The organism is Asaia bogorensis (genome assembly GCF_900465345.1).
GTDB lineage: Bacteria > Pseudomonadota > Alphaproteobacteria > Acetobacterales > Acetobacteraceae > Asaia > Asaia bogorensis_A.
Genome location: NZ_UEGO01000012.1, coordinates 283,073 through 304,319, shown reverse-complemented (window position 1 = coordinate 304,319; position 21,247 = coordinate 283,073). Strand labels below are relative to the sequence as shown.

Genomic DNA, 21,247 nt, shown 5'->3' with positions numbered 1-21,247 from the left:
TCTTCTCGTTCCCTCGGAACACGATCCGGTGTAGGAGAGCCTTCCATGACTCGGTTCGTATTCATCACCGGTGGCGTGGTTTCCTCTCTCGGCAAGGGCATCGCTTCTGCGGCTCTTGCGGCTCTCCTCCAGGCGCGCGGCTACAAGGTCCGCATGCGCAAGCTCGACCCCTATCTCAATGTGGATCCGGGGACCATGAGCCCCTATCAGCATGGCGAAGTGTTCGTAACCGATGACGGGGCCGAGACCGATCTCGACCTCGGCCATTACGAGCGTTTCACCGGGGTTCATGCCCGAAAGGCCGATAACGCCACGACGGGACGCATCTACTCTGAAGTGATTGCCCGCGAACGACGTGGCGATTATCTCGGCGCGACCGTGCAGGTCATTCCCCATATCACAGATGCCATCAAGGAAGCCGTCGTTGCTGGCACGGATGGCTATGATTTCGTGCTGGTCGAGATTGGCGGCACTGTGGGCGATATCGAAAGCCTGCCGTTCCTCGAATCGATCCGTCAGCTGCGCAACGATCTGGGCCCGGCGCACACCATGTGCGTGCATCTCACCCTCCTGCCCTATATCCCGGCAGCCGGTGAGCTGAAAACGAAGCCGACCCAGCATTCGGTCAAGGAACTGCAGAATGTCGGGATCCAGCCGCAGATGCTCATCTGCCGCTCGGACCGCGCGATTCCGACCAATGAGCGTCGCAAGATCGCGAGCTTCTGTAATGTGCGTCCCGAGGCCGTGATTGCCGCGCTGGACGTGGACACCATCTATGCCTGCCCGATTTCCTACCACAAGGAAGGCATGGACAATGAGGTGCTGCGCTATTTCGGCCTGCCTGTGGATGGCGAGCCCGATCTGAGCCGCTGGACCAAGATTGTCGAAACGCTGCGTCACCCCGATGGCGAGGTCCGTATTGCCGTGGTTGGCAAGTACACCGCGCTTCTCGACAGCTACAAATCGCTCATCGAAGCACTCCTGCATGGTGGCATTGCCAACAGCGTCAAGGTCCGCCTCGAATGGGTCGAATCCGAAACGTTCGAGAAGAATCCCGAATCGATCGCAGCGCTCGGTCGGGTCGACGGCATTCTCGTGCCGGGCGGATTTGGCGAGCGTGGCTCCGAAGGCAAGATCGAGGCTGTGCGCTATGCCCGTGAAAACGGCGTGCCCTTCCTTGGTATCTGCTTCGGTATGCAGATGGCCGTTATCGAATGCGCCCGCTCCCTAGCTGGTCTCGACAAGGCCTCTTCCACGGAGTTCGGCCCGACCGATGAGCCGCTGGTGGGTCTCATGACCGAATGGGCACGTGGCAACGAGATGCTGCGCCGCCGTGAGCATGGCGAAATGGGTGGCACGATGCGCCTTGGCGCCTACCCGGCCAAGCTCAAGCCTGGTTCACGCGCTGCCGAGATCTATGGCACGACCGAAGTGCGTGAACGGCATCGTCACCGCTACGAGGTGAACGTGCACTATCGTCAGCAGCTCGAAGCCACTGGCCTCGTATTCTCGGGTATGTCACCCGATGATGTTCTGCCGGAAGTGGTCGAATATCCGGATCACCCGTGGTTCGTGGGCGTGCAGTATCACCCGGAATACATGTCCAAGCCTTTCGCTCCGCATCCGCTCTTCGCAGGCTTCATCGAGGCTGCCGTCAAGAAGGCTCGCCTCGCATGAATGATATCACCCTTGGCTCGCTCACTATTGGCAACAAGCAGCCCTTCACGCTGATCGCAGGCCCCTGCCAGATCGAATCCCGCGCCCATGCACGCGATATGGCAGCTGGTCTCGCCGAGATCTGTGGCGATCTTGGCATCGGCTGGATCTACAAGAGCTCGTTCGACAAGGCCAATCGCACGTCTCTCAAGGCGCAAAGAGGGATCGGCCTTGCCGAAGGGCTCGATATTCTGGCGGGTATCCGTGAGGAATTCGGCTGTCCGGTACTGACCGACGTGCATGGCGCGGAACAGTGCAAGCCTGCTGCCGAAGCTGTCGATGTGCTGCAGATCCCTGCCTTTCTGTGCCGTCAGACCGATCTGCTGCTTGCGGCTGGCGAGACCGGTCGGGCCATCAATGTCAAGAAGGGGCAGTTTCTCGCCCCCTGGGACATGGCCAATGTTGCAGCCAAGATCGCATCGACTGGCAATGAGAAGATCATGCTTTGCGATCGCGGCACGAGTTTTGGCTATAATACACTGGTGAGCGACATGCGCGGCCTGCCGATCATGGCCTCCACCGGCTATCCGGTCGTTTTCGATGCCACCCACTCCGTTCAGCAGCCGGGCGGCCTAGGCGGTGCGTCGGGCGGGCAACGTGAATTCGTGCCTCCCCTAGCCCGTGCCGCTGTGGCCATCGGTGTTGCCGCCGTCTTCATTGAAACACATGAGAACCCCGACCAGGCGCCAAGCGACGGCCCGAACATGGTGCCGCTTTCCGAGATGCGCGAACTCCTGAAAACGCTTCAGGCTTTCGACAGGCTTGCCAAGTCCAATGGGTTCTAAGCGACACGTCTATTCGGTTCAGACCGAATGGACCGGCAATCACGGGCTCGGCACGCGCTCATGGCATGTTTATAGCCGCAACCATGACATTGTGGCGGAAGGCAAACCCGTGATTCACGGCTCGGCGGATCCCAGCTTTCATGGTGATCCGACAGGCTGGAATCCCGGTGAACTGCTTCTTGCCTCGCTGAGTGCCTGCCACAAGCTCTGGTATCTCGGCCTTGCCGCAGGTGCCGGCCTTGTCGTGACGGCCTATCGCGACGCCGCCGAAGCCGTGATGATGGAGAACCCGCAGGGGGATGGTGAATTCGAGAGCGCTGTTCTGCGCCCCGTGATCACCTTGGCGAGCGGAAGCTCGGTCGAGCAGGCACAAAGCCTGCACGATCAGGCTCATGCCCATTGCTTCATTGCCCGTTCGGTAAATTTCCCCGTGATCTGCGAGCCTGTCTTTCAGATCGTGTAAGGCTGGAGCGGTGCGCTAAGGCAGGCACCCAGACAAAGCACCACGACAGCCGTCAGCAGGGCGCGGAATGGGAAGTATCCGGCTGGCAGGGCGCCCTTGCGATAGGCAGCGCGCTCGGCCATCAAGACAAGAACAAAGCCAATCATTTCCATCAGGATACCGCCGCGCGGCGCCCAGACGACGCCAGCATAGATGGCGATCCAGCTCCAGAGCGACGGCATGACGCCGAGAAACAGCCTGCGTCGGTTGATTACTCCCATGCCCTGTGCCGGCATGATGGCAGGCTGCTCAAGCGCCAGCCCCCAGTGAACCGCCCCAAGGAACGACAATATGCAGCCGCCATAGGCCAGCATCGCCACGCCAATATGGGTGACTGGCCCCAGACTACCCCAGAACAAGGCCGCCATAGCGAGGGTGATAAATGGCACCAGACCGGCGATACCAAGGAAAATGACGAGCGGTGACAGGGGTCTCACGGAATATCCATCCTCATTTCACATAACGCCAGTTGACAGCGCCGGTGTCTCGACGCCTTGTGATGCCCGAAGTTCGAACGTTCAAACAGGGAGCCCCCAAATGAGCGCCATTATTGATATCATTGCTCGCGAGATTCTGGATAGCCGTGGCAATCCGACTGTAGAAGTCGAGGTTGAACTGTCCTCGGGTGCCAAGGGCCGCGCTGCTGTTCCGTCCGGTGCCTCCACCGGTGCCCATGAGGCTGTCGAGCTGCGTGACGGCGACAAGTCGCGTTATGGTGGCAAGGGCGTTCTCAAGGCTGCCGCCTTCGCTGAAGGCGAGATCCTTGACGCCCTGCAGGGTGCCGAATCGTCCGATCAGATCGCCATCGACGAAGCCATGATCGAGCTGGACGGTACGCCAAACAAGGCGCGTCTGGGTGCCAACTCGATCCTTGCCGTCTCGCTGGCGACCGCCAAGGCAACCGCGCTTGAGCTCGATATCCCGCTTTATCGTTATGTCGGTGGCGTTTTCGCGCACACCCTGCCCGTGCCGATGATGAACATCGTCAATGGTGGCCAGCATGCCGATAACCCCATCGACATCCAGGAATTCATGATCCAGCCGGTCGGCGCACCGACGATCATGGACGCCGTGCGTATGGGATCGGAAATCTTCGCGCACCTGAAGAAGAACCTGCATGCAGCTGGCCACAACACCAATGTGGGTGACGAAGGCGGCTTTGCTCCGGGTCTGAAGTCGGCAGACGAAGCCCTCGGCTTCATCTCGAAGGCGGTCGAAGGCGCCGGTTATCGCCTTAATGAAGACGTAACCTTCGCGCTTGACTGTGCCGCCACCGAATTCTATCGCGATGGCCGCTACAAGATGGACGGTGAAGGTCGCGACCTCGACTCATCGGGCATGATCGACTATCTGGCCGATCTCGCAGCACGTTACCCGATCGTCTCGATCGAAGACGGCCTTGCAGAGGACGACTGGGAAGGCTGGGCAGAGCTGACAGCAAAGCTTGGCCACAAGCTGCAGCTCGTTGGGGACGACCTGTTCGTGACCAACACCGAGCGTCTGGTGCGTGGCATCGAGAGCAACACAGCCAACGCGCTGCTGGTAAAGGTCAACCAGATCGGCACGCTGACCGAAACGCTCCGCGCCATGGAAACCGCGCATCGCGCCGGCTACAAGTGCGTCATGAGCCATCGCTCGGGCGAGACCGAAGATTCGATCATCGCTGATCTCGCCGTGGCGACCAATTGCGGTCAGATCAAGACGGGCTCGCTGTCACGCTCCGATCGTACGGCAAAGTACAATCAGCTGATCCGCATCGAAAACGAGCTGGCAACCGCCGCCCGTTATGCAGGCCGCTCGATCCTTCCGCGCGCCTGAACCTTTTCTGCACTACGCAAACATGAGGGAGAGAGTCATTCTCTCCCTCGTTGCGTTTATACGATTGTCAGCGATGGCAAGCTGAGGCTACTCTCTGCCCAATCTGGTTGTGCCTGGATTGATGGAGTTACCGTGCAGATCGTTCGTGCTATTCGTCGTTTTGTACGTGCCGTCGTCCCTCCAGCGCTGTTTCTCGGTCTCACAGCCTATTTCGGCTGGAACGCGCTTCAGGGCGACCACGGAATCAAGGCCTATCATCAGCAGCTCAAATTGATGGATCAGGCGCTTCAGGCCCAGAAAGATGCGGACGCTGAACAGGCCGTCTGGAAGCGCCGTATCGGCAGCCTGAACGAGCGCGCCCTGGACGCCGATATGCTGGATGAGCGCTCACGCGCCATGCTGAATCTGGCCCGTAATGGCGATACGGTCATTCCGTATGGCCCGCACGAAAAGCTCTACTGAAAACTCCCAGAGACGGGTTTCTCCCGCCGGATCTTTTGTGACTACACGCCGAACAGCGCGGGTTCTGTAACGCTCGCGCCCTCGGGACGAAGTGGCGATACATCTCGGCTCAACCAGCGCCCACGCGCCTGAGTTCAACACGACGGCCTTACCGAACGGCCTGCATGCACTTCTACCGTATCGTTGCCGAAATATGCATCGGCAACCTTGCTCGTAAAAGGGTACTCCCCAACTTCTCCTTCAAGCTCACGGCCATCAAGCCGGACCAGGCGTCGACTGGGTGAGTCACGGCCCCGCATGAAGTCTGCACCGCCCCTCTCCCCGATCGACAGCGAGCAGGCACAAAAAAAGCGGCCCGAAGGCCGCTTTTCTTTTCCGTCAGCGTCAGCCGATCTTACTTGATCTTCGCTTCGCGGAACGCAACATGCTTGCGGACGACGGGGTCGTACTTGCGCACTTCCATCTTGCCGGTCGCCGAGCGGGCGTTCTTCTTGGTGACGTAGAAATATCCGGTATCCGCGGTCGAAACGAGACGGATCTGGATGACGTTGGTCTTGGCCATTGGGTCCTCGCAAACTGATCTGTCGCTGCGCGCGACATGAACGGCAGCGTTTTCAAGCTGGGCGCATAAATGCTTCTATTACGCCTGCGGGTCAAGTGTTTCCGCTCGAACGGTGGATAATTTTTGATGTTCCGGGGAAAAAATCTTGAAGAGATCGAACCAAGAACTTATTAAGAACATTGTGATTCCGGGCAGTTCCGGTCGAGTGCCGCCCCTGCCACGGAGAGAGGGACCCCATGCTGACACGCAAGCAACACCAGCTCCTGCTTTATATCGACGGCTATCTGAAGCGGACAGGATTTTCGCCTTCTTTTGACGAAATGAAGGAGGCACTCGAACTCCGGTCCAAATCCGGCATTCACCGGCTGATTTCAGCACTTGAGGAGCGTGGATTCCTGCGGCGCCATCATCACCGGGCCCGTGCGCTTGAAATACTGCGCATGCCGGTTGTTGAAGCCCAGCTATCACCCGCCACGGAGGTAAAGCCGAGCGACACAAGCTATCCTCGCCTGGCTCACGTGCAGGACAGCAGCCCCGTGGCCTCCTTGCAGGGCGTAGAGAGCCAGGTCGTCGGCGTGCCGCTTTATGGTCGTATCGCCGCTGGCCTCCCCATCGAGGCGTTTGGCGACCAGGGAGAACATATCGATATCCCGGCTGCTCAGCTCACCAACGGCCAGCATTATGCTCTGCATGTCTCCGGTGATTCGATGATCAATGCTGGCATTCTTGATGGCGATATCGTGGTCATTCGCCAGACCGAGACAGCCGAAAATGGCAAGATCGTCGTAGCACTGGTCGACGGACTCGAGGTGACACTCAAACGCCTTCGCCAGAAGGGGCAATCTATAGCGCTGGAGCCCGCCAACCCGAACTACGAGACGCAAATCTTTCCTCGAGATCGCGTGAATATACAGGGCATCCTGATCGGACTCTATAGACAGTACAACTGAGTCTCAGCGCGCCCAGGACCCGGGAGCAAGGCCGGAAGGGCTACCAAATCAATTGCCGGGCGGCCTGTCCATCTTGGCTATGTCGCCGCCTCACAGATGATTCCCTCTGCCCTATTACGACATGCAGCCATGGCAGTAGCGAGGTATTGAGCCAGTCAGACCGCGAGCATGACCATGTCACGATACCATGGCAACTGGCTCACGCTCCCGCTCTTAACGCGCTGACCGGCCCCAGCAAAATATCGGCCGGCGACCCCCTCGTGAGCAGGCCAAGGCTGTCGATCCCTCGAGGAATAGAGTGCCTCCGGTATTCTTCCGGGATCGGGTGCCGAACAGGGCACAAAGCTGTCGCTGTTGCCCTGCACAGACGAGTCTCAAGCGTCGATCCAGATGGATTTGATCGCCTCAGAATCCAGGCACGTATCGTTTATCATTGTGCGCCGTTGATTGGGATACCTGCGGCAGGTTCCGGTGCCCGAATGACAGAGCTCATCAGGATCCGAACAGAGTAAGAACGCTGACAGGGTTGCGCGTAGTCAACTCTGACGTCCGTTGACGCGAATATCCCAGACCATGAAAATCAGTCGGGGTGGGTATTCGAAGCAAATCTCATGCATGCCAGAGACATCTTGGGATTATCCCTCATTGTCACCATTCTGATGATCACGATCCGCCTACTCCAATCGAGGCATATGCTTCGTCGATTTCGGAATGTTCAGATCAGCAATTCTGATCCTGCCGCCATGAAGGACGCAGCAAATTCTGCCAACAGTGTGATGGCTTTGACGATACTGGCACAAAGCAGCAACACGGCGGCTTAATCGTCGGCAACGCCAGGTCGCTGACCAGTTCGGCGTCGGCTCACGAGAGCCGTCGCAGATAGGCCCGGGGACTCTTCCTTCAGCACTCTCCACAGCGGTAACATGGCAGCAGCAACGAAACGACCTACCGCCATGAGACTGGGTGCGAGTCCGACGTATTTAGTGCGCCGCTTTTTCTTTCACGACGCGCACCGTGCCATCCGGGGCGATGAGTGTACTTGTACCGTCTCCATTGGGAATCACGATAGTGCCATTATGGGTCGGTGTGAGGTACTTATGTGCGTTATCCTCGACAGATGAGGAGAGCGAAGGCCTTGATGATTGATGAACCCCGTTCACCACACCATCATGTTCGCCCATCTGGATCGTACCACCATCCCCCAGTTGGATGCTGCTATCGTTACTGGCACCATGACTTTTAGTCATGGAGCCGAAATAGCTGTTCGTGTCTGAAAGGGCGTCACGCAGGCCATTGGGCGACGCCATGACATCACGGAGGGTCGGCAGAGGCTGAGGGGCACCGGGCCAGATATCTCCCCCTTCAGCGACAAGCGGCATCGCCATATAGGCGTGACCACGCACCTTCTCCATGTTTTCGGAGATGCCATCCGGCATATTCGGATTGGCTCCAGGAAGCGTCACTGTGTCATGCAGCGATTTCCCGAGCCCGGAACAGCCACTCAATAAAACAGGGATCGCTAGAAGAGCGGCCTTTCTCATCATCTACTCCAGGGGTGTGTACAGGCTTCTTTTAGGGCGACCCGTTGCACAACACCAGATACAGAACATGTATAGCGCACAATACTAGTGCGTAACCTTGGGCGATGAGCGATTGGTGTCAGTACCGAGCATTTTTGCCAGGCCGGTCGCCAGATAGCCCCAGCCACTCATGACGGTTGGCACCACAGAGACCCACAGCATGACAGCACCAATTTGGGTGAACGAGATCGGGCCGAAGCCGATACGCTGCGGCATCACGTCTCCGGCCAGCAGGCAACCGATGGCCACCATCTGGATTCCGGTTTTCCACTTCGCCAGGCGGGTGGATGGCAAAGTTGCACGCTGGCTCGCCATGAATTCTCGCAAGCCGCTCACCATGATCTCACGTACGAGAATGATGATCGCAGCGAAAAGGGCGCCATCGACAAGTCTGCCATAGCCTGCCAGGGCAAGAAGCAGGGCACCGACCAGCAGTTTGTCAGCAATGGGGTCCATCATCCGGCCCAGTTCCGACCCCTGCTTCCATCGCCGCGCCAGCATGCCGTCCAGATAATCGGTAATGCAGGCCGCAATATACAGGACGCAGGCGATCCCATCGGTCAACGGGGTGCTGAATGCAATCAGAGCGATCAACACCGGAATCGATGCGATACGCAGCAAGGTCAGGATATTAGGCAGATCTGTCAGCATGAATCTTTCCCGGAACTGCCTCTAGGTTGTGAAACGCGCAAAACCGCTATCAACTGCCATGATAGGATGGTCGGATCGGTTCTTCATAGCTTCTCACGCATCATTGCGGGTGAAAAAACTCATAAATTGTCCGAGCAGTCTCCGAGTTGATGCCCGATACAGAGATCAGCTCTTCGAGACTCGCGCTGCGCACACCGCGCACCGATCCGAACCGCGTCAGGAGAGCGCGCTTGCGAACAGCACCGATACCCGGCACGCTGTCGAGTTCCGAGACCTTGATCGCCTTGCTGCGCCCGGCTCTGTGCGTTGTGATGGCAAAACGATGAGCCTCGTCGCGCAGGCGTTGCAGGTAATAGAGAACCGGATCGTTCGGCGGCAACTGGAATGGTGCGCGTCCCTCCTGAAAGAACCACTCACGCCCCGCGTCGCGATCAGGCCCTTTGGCTATCGCAATGATAGGAATATCGCGCACGTTGAGTTCTTCCAGAACCGTTCGTACTGCATTGAACTGTCCCAACCCACCATCAATCAGCAGCAAGTCAGGCCAGTCTTCAGGGCGTGCCTCAGGTGATTCGGGATCACGACGGCCGAAGCGGCGCTCCATCACCTCACGCATCATGCCAAAATCATCACCCGGCGTGACCGGCCCCTTGATAGCGAATTTGCGGTAGGCACGTTTGACGAACCCTTCAGGACCACCCACGACCATCACACCATAGGCATGCTGACCCATGATATGTGAGTTATCATAGGTTTCGATCCGCTTCGGCGACTCTGCCAGCCCGAAGACGCTTGCCACACCGTTGAGCAGCTTGCTGACGCCGGCGCTCTCTGCCAATCGTCGCTCCAGCGCTTCGCGGGCATTGGTCTCGGCGTGGCGGACCACGTCGCGTCTCTCGCCACGCTGTGGCTGCAGCAATTCCACCTTGCGCCCGCGCTTGAGACTCAGCGCCTCTGAAACAAGGTCGAGCTCCGAAGGGTCGCTGTTGAGCAGGATCTGGGGTGGTGGCGGTTTGTCGTCATAGAACTGCAGCAGGAAGGCTGCGAGAATGTCAGCCGCACTCTCTTCCTCCGCATGATCAGGGAAGAAAGCCCTATTTCCGTTGTTACGGGAATTACGGATGAAGAAGACCTGGATGCAGGTCCGTCCCGCCTCCTGCCAGAGTGCAATGATGTCAGCATCGCCAATCGAGGCCGGGTTGATAATCCCCGATTCCTGCATGCTGGAGAACCCACGGATACGATCACGTATGGCCGCTGCACGCTCAAATTCGAGCGCTTCAGAGGCTCTCTCCATCTCCTCGACAAGCGTCTTGTGCACATCCGTGCTCTTGCCTGAGAGGAACTGTTTCGTCTCATCCACCAGCTCGGCATATTGCCCCGGTGTCACCCTGTCCACGCAGGGTGCGGAACACCGACGGATCTGGAACAACAGGCAAGGTCGCGTGCGTGACGACAAGACGGCATCGCTGCAGGAACGCAGCAGAAAACTGCGCTGGATCAGGTTCAGCGTTTGATTGACAGCCCAAGCCGAGGCAAACGGACCCCAGTAGGTAGCATTCTTGACCGGGCGGCCACGCTGCTTGGTAATCTGCGGAAATTCATGCCCCTCGGTCAGCATGATCCAGGGATAGGATTTGTCGTCGCGCAGAAGGATGTTGAAGCGTGGCTTCATCTTCTTGATGTAGTTCGCCTCAAGAAGCAGCGCCTCGGCCTCGGTGCGCGTCGTCACAATCTCCATTGATCGTGTAAGACTTACCATACGACGTAGCCGCTCAGGCAACTGGTTGAGCCGGAGATAGGACGACACACGCTTTTTGAGGCTCAGCGCCTTGCCAACATACAGCACCTCTCCCTTCTCTCCCAGCATGCGATAGACGCCGGGCGTGAACGGGATGGTTTTTAGTGCTTCTCGTATGGCCTCTGCGCCCTCCTTGCGGGTAGGCGGTTCAGCGGTACCAACAGCCTGATCATCACGAACAGAGGGGTCAGTTTGCGTGGTCTTCATGACAGGACACCATTGCCCAGGCTGAACACAGGTTCATCCACGGAACATGTGGATAAGTCTGTGGGGCATCGCGTGACAAATTGATGACGGGCGCAGTTTGGCGCGCTTTGCGACGCTTTGCCTAAATTTTGGGCATTTAATGCTAAGATGTTGAAAATCAACAATTTTGCCTATCCGGATCGAAGAAACAGCGCCAAGACGTTGGAAATACAGGGAGTCAATCCCGGAACTGCCCTGAAAGTGGACAAATTTCCGGGGTGCTTCGGCTAGAACGATCCTGTTTTGTTCGAAGTTGCCTTCAGACCCGCTCGGCTTGCGCGAGAACGCGCAGGAAATTGCCGCCCCATATCTTCGCCAGTTCGGCTTCGCTGAACCCCTGTTCGACCAGTGCCTCGGTCACCGCCGGGGATTGTCCAGCATCGGCCCAGCCCTGAATGCGTCCGCCACCATCAAAATCGGAGGACACACCCACATGGTCCACGCCAATCAGGTCCGCAACATAGCGCACGTGACGCGCCAGATCGGCAACACCTGCCTTGCCGGTGGCAGCGGGAACGAGAAACGAGGACATGGCCGTGATCTGGATCACACCACCCGTATCACGCAGCCGCAGAAGCTGCTCGTCATCCAGATTGCGCGGGTGGTCGCAAAGGGCGCGGGCACAGGAATGGCTCGCCACAATCGGCACAGCCGAAATTTCGGTCGCCTGCATCATGGTCGTCTTCGCCGCATGGGAGACATCCACCACGATCCCATGTGCGTTCATCAGGGCAATAGCCTCTCGCCCCAGGGGGGAAAGTCCCTGATGAAGGCTCTTGTCATTCCCTAAAGCCGGCAGGGGAATGGCGGCATCCGCCAGATCGTTATGTCCGTTATGGGTGAGCGTCATATACCGCACGCCCAGTGCCGCCAACGCACTGATGCGGGAGAGGTCACCACCCAGCGCGTGACCGTTCTCCACTGCGGGCACGATGGCGACATTGCCCCCTGAGGCTGCTTCTTCGATCGCTGATGCCGTCCGGCAAACCGTAACGCCGGGTCCTGAAAGACCGTTGATCACATTGAGCATGGCCTGGGCCCGCTCCCAGGCAGCCTGCCGCTCTGCCGGCTCAAGCACAGTCTGTGGGATATAGGCGGCCAGACAGACAGCCTTGAGACCGCCCTCACGCAGCTTTGGCAGATCGACCTGGCGATCAGGTGACCCGGTGGCGAAATCGCCCCGGTCGGGCCACGGAATATCGATGTGAGAGTCGAGCGTGAGGAGATGGTTGTGAATCGCAGGTGTCATGCCTGTTTAAATGGTTTATTGCAGCCGTACAGCAAGAGGCTTTGCTGCACTTCCTGCCAAATTGAAGGACACTGCGCCATGCGGGTGATGACGTGGAATATCAATTCGTTGCGCCTGAGGCTGCCCCTGCTTCAGCGCCTTGGTGAGGAACAGGCGCCCGATATCATCTGCCTCCAGGAAACAAAGGTCCCTGACGCACTGTTCCCGGCAGCCCCCTTGCGTGAGCTCGGCTACGCTCATCAGCATTTTCTGGGCATGAAGGGATATAACGGGGTCGCGATTCTCTCGCGCCATCCCATCAGGCCGATCGAAGCGACGCCCGACTGGTGCGGCAAGAGCGATACACGGCATATCGGTGTCGTCATCGACACCACAACCGGCCCTGTCATGCTCCATGATTTCTATGTCCCGGCGGGTGGCGACATTCCCGATCCGGCGGTCAACGACAAATTTGCCCATAAACTGGCTTTTCTTGATGAGGTGACGGCCTGGTTTCGTGAGAACCCGCCGATACGGTCCATCGTGGTTGGTGACCTGAATATCGCCCCGCTCGAACATGACGTGTGGAGCCACAAGCAGCTTTCGACCGTGGTAAGTCATACGCTACCCGAGATCGAACGGCTTGATGCCTGGGTGGCGACCGGGTTTATCGATGCCATGAGGCTGGTCGTTCCACCCCAGGAAAAACTCTATACGTGGTGGTCCTATCGCAATCGCGACTGGAAGCTTTCAAACCGGGGGCGGCGCCTCGACCATGTATGGCTGACGCCAGATCTGCGGCCGGCGCTTACGAGCCTCAACGTGTTGAGAGATGTAAGAGACTGGGACAGCCCGTCGGATCATGTTCCGGTGGTGTTTGATCTCGATCTCACTGCCGCATGACCCTGAGATAACCGGTCGGGCCTTCCTCTTAATGGGGATGTCCCTTCCATAGTGCGGCGCGCAACCAAGCAGCGCGTCAAACAAAAACCCCGGCCTTTGCAGGACCGAGGTTTTGAATCGCGTGTTATGCAGACAGAGCGTTCAGCCCATCAGAACATCACTGCCTTCCGGGTTCAGACGGTAGCCACCGCCTTCAGTCAGCAGAAGCGATGCGTTTGCCGGATCGGGCTCGATTTTCTGACGCAGACGATAGATATGCGTCTCAAGCGTATGGGTTGTGACAGCTGCATTATAGCCCCAGACCTCGTTGAGGAGCACCTGTCGGGCAATCGGGCGATGCCCGGCACGATACAGATATTTCAGGATCGCGGCTTCCTTCTCTGTCAGGCGAATACGGCGGTTTTTGGCCGGCTCCTGGAGAATCTTGGAGGAAGGACGAAACAGATACGGCCCGATCGGAAAAACGGCATCTTCGCTGTTCTCGAACAGACGAAGCTGGGCACGCAGTCGAGCCAACAACTCAGCAATACGGAATGGCTTGGCCACGTAATCATTCGCGCCTGCATCCAAACCACGTACCACGTCGGCCTCTTCGTCCGAACCGGTCAGAATGATGATCGGCATGCGAATACCCTGACGGCGAAGCTCGGCACAGAAATCGCGGCCGTCGCCATCGGGGAGTGTCACATCGAGCAGGATCGCATCGACACGCACATCGGGAACGCCGAGTTTCTCCTTGGCATCGGCAACGGATACTGCCTGAATCGGTTCGAACTCGCCTTCGAGCTTGAGCTGTTCGACCAGGAGTTGGCGAAGCGTATCGTCATCGTCAACAATAAGGACAGGACGCGGACCAGGCATGTATAACCTTCTCTCTCCAGCTGGGGACGACACCCCTGAGCCAAGACCTGACTTCTCGAGGAAGAAAGACCCTTGTTTTGCCCGTGAGCCTTACACGGATATCGTGATAACGCCAATCCGATCGGACGCGTCCGCCAGCGGGATACCGGCCTTTAAACGGTTATTACTCATAAATTAATGTTCAGACGTGAGGTTTGTGACATGACTGTCATCCTGAGACACTCAAACCGATCGCGCGCGACCCTTCTCCTTGAGGGAGAGCCCCTCCCTGCCCTGATCGGCGCCGCCGGCACAAGGCAGGACAAGAGTGAGGGTGACATGGCAACGCCAGTCGGCTTTCTTCCCTTCAGGCATGTTTTTTACCGGGCTGATCGCGTTGCGAGACCTGTTACTACGCTGCGTGTCGAGGCGCTCGCGCCGGATGATGGCTGGTGCGATGATCCCTCTCATCCTGACTACAACCGTCAGATAACGCTGCCTCATCCGGCGCGACATGAAAGGCTTTGGCGCGAGGACCATTGCTACGATCTCTGCGTCGTACTGGGATGGAACGACAGCCCGGCAGTTCCGGGCCGTGGCTCGGCCATCTTCCTGCATCTTCCTCCCACCAGCGGCGCAACGGAAGGCTGTATCGCGCTCGAGGAACGCCTGTTGCGCCGTGTTATTGCCTCTTGTCATGTCGGCATTGAGGTCCGACCGGACTAGCGCCCATTGCGGCCCTGCGCGTCACAGGGCCGAAACGTCATGCGGGTAGCGGCGTCCCCTCGACTGGCGCGGCAACGGGCTCCGCTTCGGCAGGCGGTGCAGGGGGCGTCATGAACACAAGCATGTCGCCAATGGCGGGACTGACGGGAAACTCGTCTTCCGCCGAGCGTATGGTAATGGACTGACCACGACGAATCGAGAGGAAATCGAGGCGGTTCGACACGGCGCCGAAGCTCGCTGCGCTCGCCTCATCCGCCATTGCCGTTGCAAACCGCCACCCCTTGTCAAACAGCATGTCGATCAGGGTGAAGTTCCATGACGGATCACCCAGCAGTTTGCCGCGGGCATCACGTGAGAGGCCGTGATAGAAATCAAGGCGCGCCACGCCGGGGCTGATCTGGAACACGCGCTGACGTCCCATATGAGGCGCCATATGGGCACAGACCAGCCCGTTATAAATGGCATCCGCCGTGGTCGAGATCAGATAATCCGCCGGACGCTCCTCCAGGGCTTCCTCGCCGTACTGTGAAAGCAGTTCAGCCCGCAGGACCGGCACGCCCTGGCGCATGGCGGAGATAAGCGTGTTGGAGCGGTTATCAACCAGGAGAATTGGAATACCGTTTTTGCTCAGGCATTTCGCCAGATCAATTGACCAGGGTGAAGCGCCCACAATAGCCAGGGCCGGTTCATTGGAGAGGGTGAGCTTGAGATAGCGGGCGATCGGCCGGAGGGAGAAGCCGTGAAAGATCATGGTTCCGCCGATAATGGCGAAAACGGCGGGCATGATCAGATCAGCACTGTGATACCCGGCATCGGTCATACGATACCCCGCGGCACCAGCCACAGCGGCGGCCACAATACCGCGCGGTGCAATCCAGGCGACAAACAGCCTCTCCTGCCATTTGAGCCCCGTCCCTATGGTGGAGAGGAAAATGGCAAGCGGCCGCACGCCGAACATGACAGCTGCGGTCAGCAGGCAGATTGGCAGGGACAGATGCGCCAGCACCTCGCGATGCAGATCGGCGGTCAGCATGATGAACAGCACGGCCACTACCAGAACCACCAGGGATTCCTTCATGCGTCGCAGTTCAGACAGGCCGGGAACATGCAGATTGGTGAGCGCCATTCCAAAGACGGTCGCGCCCACAAGGCCTGCGCCCTCCATGCTCATATTGCAGATGCTGAAAATCAGCAGTGCCAGCGTGAGCAGCAGAGGCGTCTTGAGCGGCTCTGGCATGAGGTCGCGCACAAACAGATAACGCACCAGATAAGCCGGCAGGATACCGACGGCGAGGGATTCCGCCGTCGAGGCCAGAAGATCGGGCAGAACCGTGGTGAGAAAGACATCCGTGCCGATCGGCACGCGTGTCGCTACCACCTGCAACACGACGGCGGCCAAGATGGCACCAATCGGGTCATTGATGATGGCTTCCCAGCGCAGATAGGCGGCAACACGAGGTTGCAGCTTGTTATGTCGCAGCAATGGCAGCACGACCGTCGGGCCGGTGACGGTGATGATGGCGCCAAACAGCGCCGCCACACCCCATTCCATATGCGCAATATAGTGCGCTGCCGACCAGCCCAGAACCCAGGAAATGGGGAGAGCCAGCATGGTCAGGCGCGTCACCCCCTCGCCTGCCTCGCGCAGCTGGCGGAAGTCGAGGAGCAAGCCGCCTTCGAACACGATGATGGCAACCAGAAGGGACACAAGCGGGCGGAAAATCCACCCGAGCGCCGCCGAGGGATGAAGTATTCCAAGCCCCGGCCCGAAAATGAGGCCAAGAGCAAAAAGGAGCACAATGGCGGGAAGGCGGAACTTCCACGCCACCCATTGCGCCCCGATCCCTGCTCCCAGTGTCAGAAGCAGCCCGATAAACATTGCTAGCGCCATGATAACCCGTTCATCCCTGCCCGGTCGTATGATGAGACGATCTGGAAAACCTTAGCCGGCCCTGCGCTGGAGCACGGCGGCAAAGAATCCGTCCGTCTCGTCACGCAAGGGGGTCAGGGCAAAACCGGATTCACCGCGCAGCTTTTCGGGAAGCATGTCACCCCCCGCAGCGACACGCTCGAACTGGTCATTGCGCGCCAGGAACGCAGCAACCTGCGCTTCGTTTTCCTCGGCCAGCAGCGAGCAGGTTGCATAGACCAGACGCCCGCCGGGTTTGACCAGTGTCGAAGCGCGATCGAGAATATCGGCCTGCTTGGCCTGCAATTCGATGATATCCTGCTCCACGAGCCGGATACGGGCGTCAGGGTTGCGGCGCCAAGTCCCTGTGCCCGAACAGGGGGCATCCACCAGCACACGATCAAAGGCGCCGGCACGGCGCTTGACCCATTTATCACCGCTGGTCAGCAGATGGCGCTCGACATTATGGACGCCCGCTCGACGCAGACGCTTGACCGCGCCTTCAAGCCGGGGTGCCGATACGTCACAGGCCACGATCTGGCCCTTGTTTTCCATGCCCATGGCGATGGCAAGCGTCTTGCCACCCGCACCCGCACAGAAATCGACAACGCGCTCACCCGGCTTTGCGTTGAGTGTTCCAACGATGAGCTGGCTCCCTTCATCCTGTATCTCGATGATGCCTTCACGGAAGCTCTGCGTGGCGGTCACGTTCTGACGCCCCGGCAGGCGAAGCCCCCAGGGAGAAAGCGGCGTGGGTGATGCCTGGATCTGCTCGTTTCTGAGCGCCCGGATGGCCTCGTCGCGATGTCCCTTAAGCAGGTTCACGCGCAGATCGAGAGGGGCCGCGTTGTCAAGCGCAGCCATTTCCGCCTCCAGCGTCTCACCGAAGGCGCGCTCGAGATAGGGCTGAAGCCAGTCAGGATATTCCAGACGCACCGGCTGGGGCATATCGGGATGATTAAGCTCCCGCCCGCCGAGGGCAGCAAGGGCGGCATCCTCACGTGATGTCAGATGTGACTGGGCAAAGCGCTCACCGTTGAACAGGTTGCGCACGGTGCCGATTTCCTCACCGCCCAGAATGAGCGACGCCGCACAGAGCGTGCGGGGTGAAGGGCCACCGGGAATGTCACGCAGATGCCAGTGCAGGCGGCGCCACTGTCGCAGCACATCCCATATGCGCGCAGAGATGACCCGGCGATCACCGCCACCAATGTAGCGGCGTTCGCGGAAATAGTTATTGGCCGTTGCATCGGCAGGACGGCGGGGAGCAGCCTCGATGGCGCAAAGCAGATCGATGGCAGCAGAAAGTCTGGCGGCGGGAGTCATGCTCCCGCGCTTACAAGTTTTTGTCAGTCCTGGCGATAGTTAGGTGCTTCACGCGTGATGGTCACGTCATGGACGTGGCTTTCGCGCAGACCAGCATTGGTGATGCGACGGAACCGTGTGCGCACCTGCAGATCGGCCACGGTTGCCGAGCCGGTATAGCCCATACCGGCCTTCAGGCCACCAACGAGCTGATGCACCACGGCCGCCATGCTTCCCTTGTAAGGCACCTGCCCCTCGATCCCTTCCGGCACGAGCTTGAGCGAGTCCTTGACCTCGGCCTGGAAATAGCGATCGGCCGACCCACGCGCCATGGCCCCCAGCGAGCCCATGCCACGATACGCCTTGTAGGAACGTCCCTGATGCAGGAACACCTCGCCTGGGCTTTCCTCACAACCGGCCAGCAGCGAACCGATCATGACCACATCCGCCCCGGCACCGATGGCCTTGACGATATCGCCCGAGGTGCGGATGCCACCATCGGCAATGGCGAAGATACCAGCTTCGTGACAGGCGGCTGACGTTTCCATGACGGCTGAGAATTGCGGCACACCTACACCAGCCACAACGCGCGTGGTGCAGATCGAGCCAGGACCGATACCGACCTTGACGCAATCGGCGCCGACATTGGCCAGGGCAAGGGCGGCCTCCGGTGTGGCCACATTGCCAGCAATGACCTGAATACCGGCATGGCGGGATTTCAGGGTGGCCACCGTGTCGAGCACGCCGCGCGAATGACCATGGGCGGTGTCAACAATCACGATATCCACGCCAGCCGAGACCAGCGCCTCGGCACGGGCCAGCCCGTCGGCACCAACACCGATAGCGGCGGCGCAACGCAGGCGGCCAAACTGATCCTTGATCGCAAGGGGATGGGCCTCAGCCTTGTCCATATCCTTGACCGTGATCAGACCGATGCAGCGGTTCTGGTCATCCACCACCAGCAGCTTTTCGATGCGATGGCGGTGCAGCAGATCCTGAGCCACAGCGGCGTCAGCTCCGTGACGGACGGTCACGAGGTTTTCGCGCGTCATCATGTCACGCACTGGCGTGTTCAGATCACTCGTGAAACGCATGTCGCGATTGGTGAGAATACCGACGAGTTCACCGCTGCCCGGCAGCACAACCGGCAGACCGCTGATGCCATGCTGGGCCATGATGGCATGCACATCGCGCAGGGTCTGCTCAGGCCCGACCGTGACAGGGTTTACAACCATGCCGGATTCGAAGCGCTTGACGCGGCGCACGTGCTCCGCCTGCTCCTCCACGGACAGGTTCTTGTGGATCACGCCCATGCCGCCCTGCTGCGCCATGGCAATGGCCATCGCATCCTCGGTCACGGTATCCATGGCAGAGGACAAAAGCGGAATATTCAGTTCGATCGACCGCGTAAGGCGGGTGCGTGTGGAAGCCTGAGCAGGCAGCACGTCCGATGCGGCAGGCTCAACCAGCACGTCATCGAAAGCGAGGGCTTCGCGGATACGGTCATGAGACACGCTGCGCGAGGCAAAGTCACCAACCCGTTCGCCAGCCATTCCGGTTGGTGTTTCATTGGTCGTGGTCATGTGCCGCAGCCTCCCCGCATATCAATCAGGAAAGCCCGCGGCTTTCCCACCGTTGGCGCGTCCTCATAGACCAAAGCGGTCCGTGTTGAAAACAGGAGAATGCGTGAGCCTTTGCAAATTTAACCTGTTTGCCATCCAGGACGAAGCATACCGGCAGCACTATCGACGGCGCACCAGCCCGGATTCAGCATGGTTGATCCATAGTCATGCGCCGGGCCAGGTTCAGGCGGCTGCGATGGCACCGACCGGCGAAGCCTCGCCACGAAGAAAGTCCCGGATCGTCTGTGCGGCTCGGAAAGAGGCGCCGCGTCGGGGCTGCGAGCCGAAAGTCTCCTGAATCACGCGTTCCTGACGCGCCTTGTAAAGCGCATGACGCGATTCCGCCTGTGCCAGCGCCTGATAGATATCCTCCGGACGCTCTACCACGTCCCCCAGTGTCCAGTGACGAAAATGGGGATTGTTCCGCCACGCCACCCCATGGGGATTAAGAAAAACACAGGGTCGCGGGGTGATCAGGAACTCGTAAACCTGGGAACTGACATCACCGATATAGAGTGACGCCCGCGCAGTGTGGGTCATGTCGAGCATTGAGGAGGAGGCTGTATCGAGACGTACCCTCCCCCCCACAACTTTCTCGAATTGCCGGCGGCGACGTCCGAAATCCTTGTGGAAAATCTTCACATGGGGCGCAACGAGCAGGTCGTATCGGTCAAGACGATTGATGGCCTCGACGAGCGGCGTGAGATAATCACGATACGACGAGAGGCCCTTTTTATAATGGGGATTATAAAGGGCCAATGGTCTCGTGCAGCTATCAGGGGCACGATGGACCCTATCACCGCTTACCGCATCGAATTTCGGATAGCCAATGATGCGGGTCTGGGCAGCCGTCGCGAGCTTCTTGGCCAGAAACGCTTTGGCAATCTTGGGTCCGGAAACGAGAGAGAGGTCAAACTGGCGTATGAGATGTTCATCATTGACCTCACGATCCCCCGCTCCATGCTGAATCAGGATCAGAGCAGGTCGTGCGAGACCCATCTCACGGAGTAGCCCGGCCGAATATTCTGTCGCCACAACGGCATCGAATGCTTCCAACTGGGCGACGTTGGCACGCATCACGAGTTCGCGCTCGGCATCAAGACGGCGCAAACGGCGCAGCAGCGTGGCCCGCGCGGGCATCCTGAGTGTCCCGCGCACAATATGACCACCCAGCTTATTCGTTTCACGGATACGGTCGAGATGCTTTGCTGTCTCGGGAAAGCTGACGAATTCCGTCACCTCGACATTCGGTAGCTGGGACAGGGCGGAGGAAACAGCGGCCACGTGATAGCATTGATAGGGCTCAGCCACGTATAGGAACGCTATCTTCATCCGGGGGCCCAACTCCTATGGCTTCGACAATAGAACACCGTCATACGACAGAATTTCATAACATTGAGTAACAATGTAATTCTCGAATTGACCAGATTATGGCGCCTGAAGGCAGACTGAGGCGAAACGCCGAAGATCAGACGTGAAACAAGAATAGAAATGTAATATATCTTGTGTTATTCACGGATTTTCAAATTCTTTACTTACCATCGCGCATTATCATACGTTATATCGTATAGTCACTTCACATTGTACGCCATATTGACAGCGTGGGACCGCTTCTGCATTAGGTCGACACGCAAGGTGGCA

At 58.8% G+C, this 21,247-nt stretch carries 19 protein-coding genes; 8 read left to right on the top strand and 11 right to left on the bottom strand.

Annotated features, from left to right (window positions below; translation table 11 throughout):
• The first annotated feature begins 45 nt into the window (after positions 1-45).
• Genes ED655_RS07035 through ED655_RS07025 form a run of 3 tightly spaced genes read left to right on the top strand, consistent with a single transcriptional unit; the run spans position 46 to position 2,964 of the window.
• On the top strand, positions 46-1,677 hold the full coding sequence (locus ED655_RS07035; protein ID WP_023977381.1) for a CTP synthase: 1,632 nt from the start codon (positions 46-48) through the stop codon (positions 1,675-1,677).
• Positions 1,674-2,501: a 3-deoxy-8-phosphooctulonate synthase gene (kdsA, locus tag ED655_RS07030; RefSeq protein ID WP_062164444.1), complete on the top strand. Its 828-nt coding sequence runs from the start codon at positions 1,674-1,676 to the stop codon at positions 2,499-2,501. The genes ED655_RS07035 and kdsA overlap by 4 nt, the downstream gene beginning before the upstream one ends.
• Complete coding sequence (locus tag ED655_RS07025) at positions 2,491-2,964, top strand: OsmC family protein (RefSeq protein WP_122049525.1); 474 nt, start codon at positions 2,491-2,493, stop codon at positions 2,962-2,964. The genes kdsA and ED655_RS07025 overlap by 11 nt, the downstream gene beginning before the upstream one ends.
• Here the strand turns inward: ED655_RS07025 and ED655_RS07020 are convergent.
• Entirely contained in the window at positions 2,952-3,440 is a 489-nt protein-coding gene (locus ED655_RS07020; RefSeq protein WP_122049524.1) for a DUF3429 domain-containing protein, read from the bottom strand. The two genes, ED655_RS07025 and ED655_RS07020, sit on opposite strands and share 13 nt — an antisense overlap.
• Before the next feature lie 100 nt (positions 3,441-3,540).
• Between ED655_RS07020 and eno the strand changes: the two genes are divergently transcribed.
• Both eno and ED655_RS07010 read left to right on the top strand, forming a co-directional pair.
• The gene (gene eno, locus ED655_RS07015; protein ID WP_122049523.1) at positions 3,541-4,821 is read left to right on the top strand and encodes a phosphopyruvate hydratase; all 1,281 of its coding nucleotides are present in this window, start codon (positions 3,541-3,543) and stop codon (positions 4,819-4,821) included.
• A gap of 132 nt (positions 4,822-4,953) precedes the next feature.
• Positions 4,954-5,283, top strand: coding sequence for an FtsB family cell division protein (locus ED655_RS07010; protein WP_062164442.1), 330 nt, complete (start codon positions 4,954-4,956; stop codon positions 5,281-5,283).
• A gap of 394 nt (positions 5,284-5,677) precedes the next feature.
• Here ED655_RS07010 and rpmG read toward each other — a convergent pair whose 3' ends face one another.
• Complete coding sequence (gene rpmG, locus ED655_RS07005) at positions 5,678-5,845, bottom strand: 50S ribosomal protein L33 (protein ID WP_023977387.1); 168 nt, start codon at positions 5,843-5,845, stop codon at positions 5,678-5,680.
• Between the two features lie 236 nt (positions 5,846-6,081).
• Here rpmG and lexA point away from each other — a divergent pair, with 236 nt between their 5' ends.
• On the top strand, positions 6,082-6,795 hold the full coding sequence (gene lexA, locus ED655_RS07000) for a transcriptional repressor LexA (protein WP_122049522.1): 714 nt from the start codon (positions 6,082-6,084) through the stop codon (positions 6,793-6,795).
• A gap of 980 nt (positions 6,796-7,775) precedes the next feature.
• Here the strand turns inward: lexA and ED655_RS06990 are convergent.
• The 4 genes from ED655_RS06990 to ED655_RS06975 all read right to left on the bottom strand — a co-directional run bounded on the left by ED655_RS06990 (position 7,776) and on the right by ED655_RS06975 (position 12,322).
• On the bottom strand, positions 7,776-8,231 hold the full coding sequence (locus ED655_RS06990) for a hypothetical protein (RefSeq protein ID WP_240993543.1): 456 nt from the start codon (positions 8,229-8,231) through the stop codon (positions 7,776-7,778).
• Positions 8,232-8,420: 189 nt separating this feature from the next.
• On the bottom strand, positions 8,421-9,026 hold the full coding sequence (gene pgsA / locus ED655_RS06985; RefSeq protein WP_122049520.1) for a CDP-diacylglycerol--glycerol-3-phosphate 3-phosphatidyltransferase: 606 nt from the start codon (positions 9,024-9,026) through the stop codon (positions 8,421-8,423).
• A gap of 100 nt (positions 9,027-9,126) precedes the next feature.
• Positions 9,127-11,034, bottom strand: a complete 1,908-nt coding sequence (uvrC, locus tag ED655_RS06980) for an excinuclease ABC subunit UvrC (RefSeq protein WP_122049519.1) — start codon at positions 11,032-11,034, stop codon at positions 9,127-9,129.
• 298 nt (positions 11,035-11,332) lie between these two features.
• Positions 11,333-12,322 carry a dipeptidase gene (locus tag ED655_RS06975; protein WP_122049518.1) on the bottom strand — a complete coding sequence of 330 codons (990 nt, stop codon included), beginning with the start codon at positions 12,320-12,322 and terminating at the stop codon, positions 11,333-11,335.
• A gap of 78 nt (positions 12,323-12,400) precedes the next feature.
• Here ED655_RS06975 and ED655_RS06970 point away from each other — a divergent pair, with 78 nt between their 5' ends.
• Positions 12,401-13,204 carry an exodeoxyribonuclease III gene (locus ED655_RS06970; RefSeq protein WP_122049517.1) on the top strand — a complete coding sequence of 268 codons (804 nt, stop codon included), beginning with the start codon at positions 12,401-12,403 and terminating at the stop codon, positions 13,202-13,204.
• A gap of 141 nt (positions 13,205-13,345) precedes the next feature.
• Here ED655_RS06970 and ED655_RS06965 read toward each other — a convergent pair whose 3' ends face one another.
• A complete protein-coding gene (locus ED655_RS06965) occupies positions 13,346-14,065 on the bottom strand; it encodes a response regulator transcription factor (RefSeq protein ID WP_122049516.1) in 720 nt (239 codons plus the stop codon).
• A gap of 201 nt (positions 14,066-14,266) precedes the next feature.
• Between ED655_RS06965 and ED655_RS06955 the strand changes: the two genes are divergently transcribed.
• The gene (locus ED655_RS06955) at positions 14,267-14,770 is read left to right on the top strand and encodes a L,D-transpeptidase family protein (RefSeq protein ID WP_122049597.1); all 504 of its coding nucleotides are present in this window, start codon (positions 14,267-14,269) and stop codon (positions 14,768-14,770) included.
• 37 nt (positions 14,771-14,807) lie between these two features.
• Here the strand turns inward: ED655_RS06955 and ED655_RS06950 are convergent, their stop codons facing one another.
• The 4 genes from ED655_RS06950 to ED655_RS06935 form a co-directional block, all read right to left on the bottom strand.
• Positions 14,808-16,661 (bottom strand): cation:proton antiporter, encoded by a 1,854-nt coding sequence (locus ED655_RS06950; RefSeq protein ID WP_122049514.1) that lies wholly within the window; start codon positions 16,659-16,661, stop codon positions 14,808-14,810.
• A gap of 51 nt (positions 16,662-16,712) precedes the next feature.
• Positions 16,713-18,005, bottom strand: coding sequence for an RsmB/NOP family class I SAM-dependent RNA methyltransferase (locus ED655_RS06945; protein ID WP_122049513.1), 1,293 nt, complete (start codon positions 18,003-18,005; stop codon positions 16,713-16,715).
• A 23-nt stretch (positions 18,006-18,028) separates the two neighbouring features.
• The gene (gene guaB, locus ED655_RS06940) at positions 18,029-19,537 is read right to left on the bottom strand and encodes an IMP dehydrogenase (RefSeq protein ID WP_051395765.1); all 1,509 of its coding nucleotides are present in this window, start codon (positions 19,535-19,537) and stop codon (positions 18,029-18,031) included.
• Between the two features lie 252 nt (positions 19,538-19,789).
• Positions 19,790-20,938 carry a hypothetical protein gene (locus ED655_RS06935; RefSeq protein WP_122049512.1) on the bottom strand — a complete coding sequence of 383 codons (1,149 nt, stop codon included), beginning with the start codon at positions 20,936-20,938 and terminating at the stop codon, positions 19,790-19,792.
• Positions 20,939-21,247 lie beyond the last annotated feature (309 nt).

What these genes read in the sequence shown, in the direction of transcription:
- ED655_RS07035 (WP_023977381.1), top strand. Translation starts at nt 46, where the DNA reads ATGACTCGGTTCGTATTCATCACCGGTGGCGTGGTTTCCTCTCTCGGC.
- kdsA (WP_062164444.1), top strand. Translation starts at nt 1,674, where the DNA reads ATGAATGATATCACCCTTGGCTCGCTCACTATTGGCAACAAGCAGCCC.
- ED655_RS07025 (WP_122049525.1), top strand. Translation starts at nt 2,491, where the DNA reads ATGGGTTCTAAGCGACACGTCTATTCGGTTCAGACCGAATGGACCGGC.
- eno (WP_122049523.1), top strand. Translation starts at nt 3,541, where the DNA reads ATGAGCGCCATTATTGATATCATTGCTCGCGAGATTCTGGATAGCCGT.
- rpmG (WP_023977387.1), bottom strand. Translation starts at nt 5,845, where the DNA reads ATGGCCAAGACCAACGTCATCCAGATCCGTCTCGTTTCGACCGCGGAT.
- lexA (WP_122049522.1), top strand. Translation starts at nt 6,082, where the DNA reads ATGCTGACACGCAAGCAACACCAGCTCCTGCTTTATATCGACGGCTAT.
- ED655_RS06990 (WP_240993543.1), bottom strand. Translation starts at nt 8,231, where the DNA reads ATGCCGGATGGCATCTCCGAAAACATGGAGAAGGTGCGTGGTCACGCC.
- pgsA (WP_122049520.1), bottom strand. Translation starts at nt 9,026, where the DNA reads ATGCTGACAGATCTGCCTAATATCCTGACCTTGCTGCGTATCGCATCG.
- uvrC (WP_122049519.1), bottom strand. Translation starts at nt 11,034, where the DNA reads ATGAAGACCACGCAAACTGACCCCTCTGTTCGTGATGATCAGGCTGTT.
- ED655_RS06975 (WP_122049518.1), bottom strand. Translation starts at nt 12,322, where the DNA reads ATGACACCTGCGATTCACAACCATCTCCTCACGCTCGACTCTCACATC.
- ED655_RS06970 (WP_122049517.1), top strand. Translation starts at nt 12,401, where the DNA reads ATGCGGGTGATGACGTGGAATATCAATTCGTTGCGCCTGAGGCTGCCC.
- ED655_RS06965 (WP_122049516.1), bottom strand. Translation starts at nt 14,065, where the DNA reads ATGCCTGGTCCGCGTCCTGTCCTTATTGTTGACGATGACGATACGCTT.
- ED655_RS06955 (WP_122049597.1), top strand. Translation starts at nt 14,267, where the DNA reads ATGACTGTCATCCTGAGACACTCAAACCGATCGCGCGCGACCCTTCTC.
- ED655_RS06950 (WP_122049514.1), bottom strand. Translation starts at nt 16,661, where the DNA reads ATGGCGCTAGCAATGTTTATCGGGCTGCTTCTGACACTGGGAGCAGGG.
- ED655_RS06945 (WP_122049513.1), bottom strand. Translation starts at nt 18,005, where the DNA reads ATGACTCCCGCCGCCAGACTTTCTGCTGCCATCGATCTGCTTTGCGCC.
- guaB (WP_051395765.1), bottom strand. Translation starts at nt 19,537, where the DNA reads ATGGCTGGCGAACGGGTTGGTGACTTTGCCTCGCGCAGCGTGTCTCAT.
- ED655_RS06935 (WP_122049512.1), bottom strand. Translation starts at nt 20,938, where the DNA reads ATGAAGATAGCGTTCCTATACGTGGCTGAGCCCTATCAATGCTATCAC.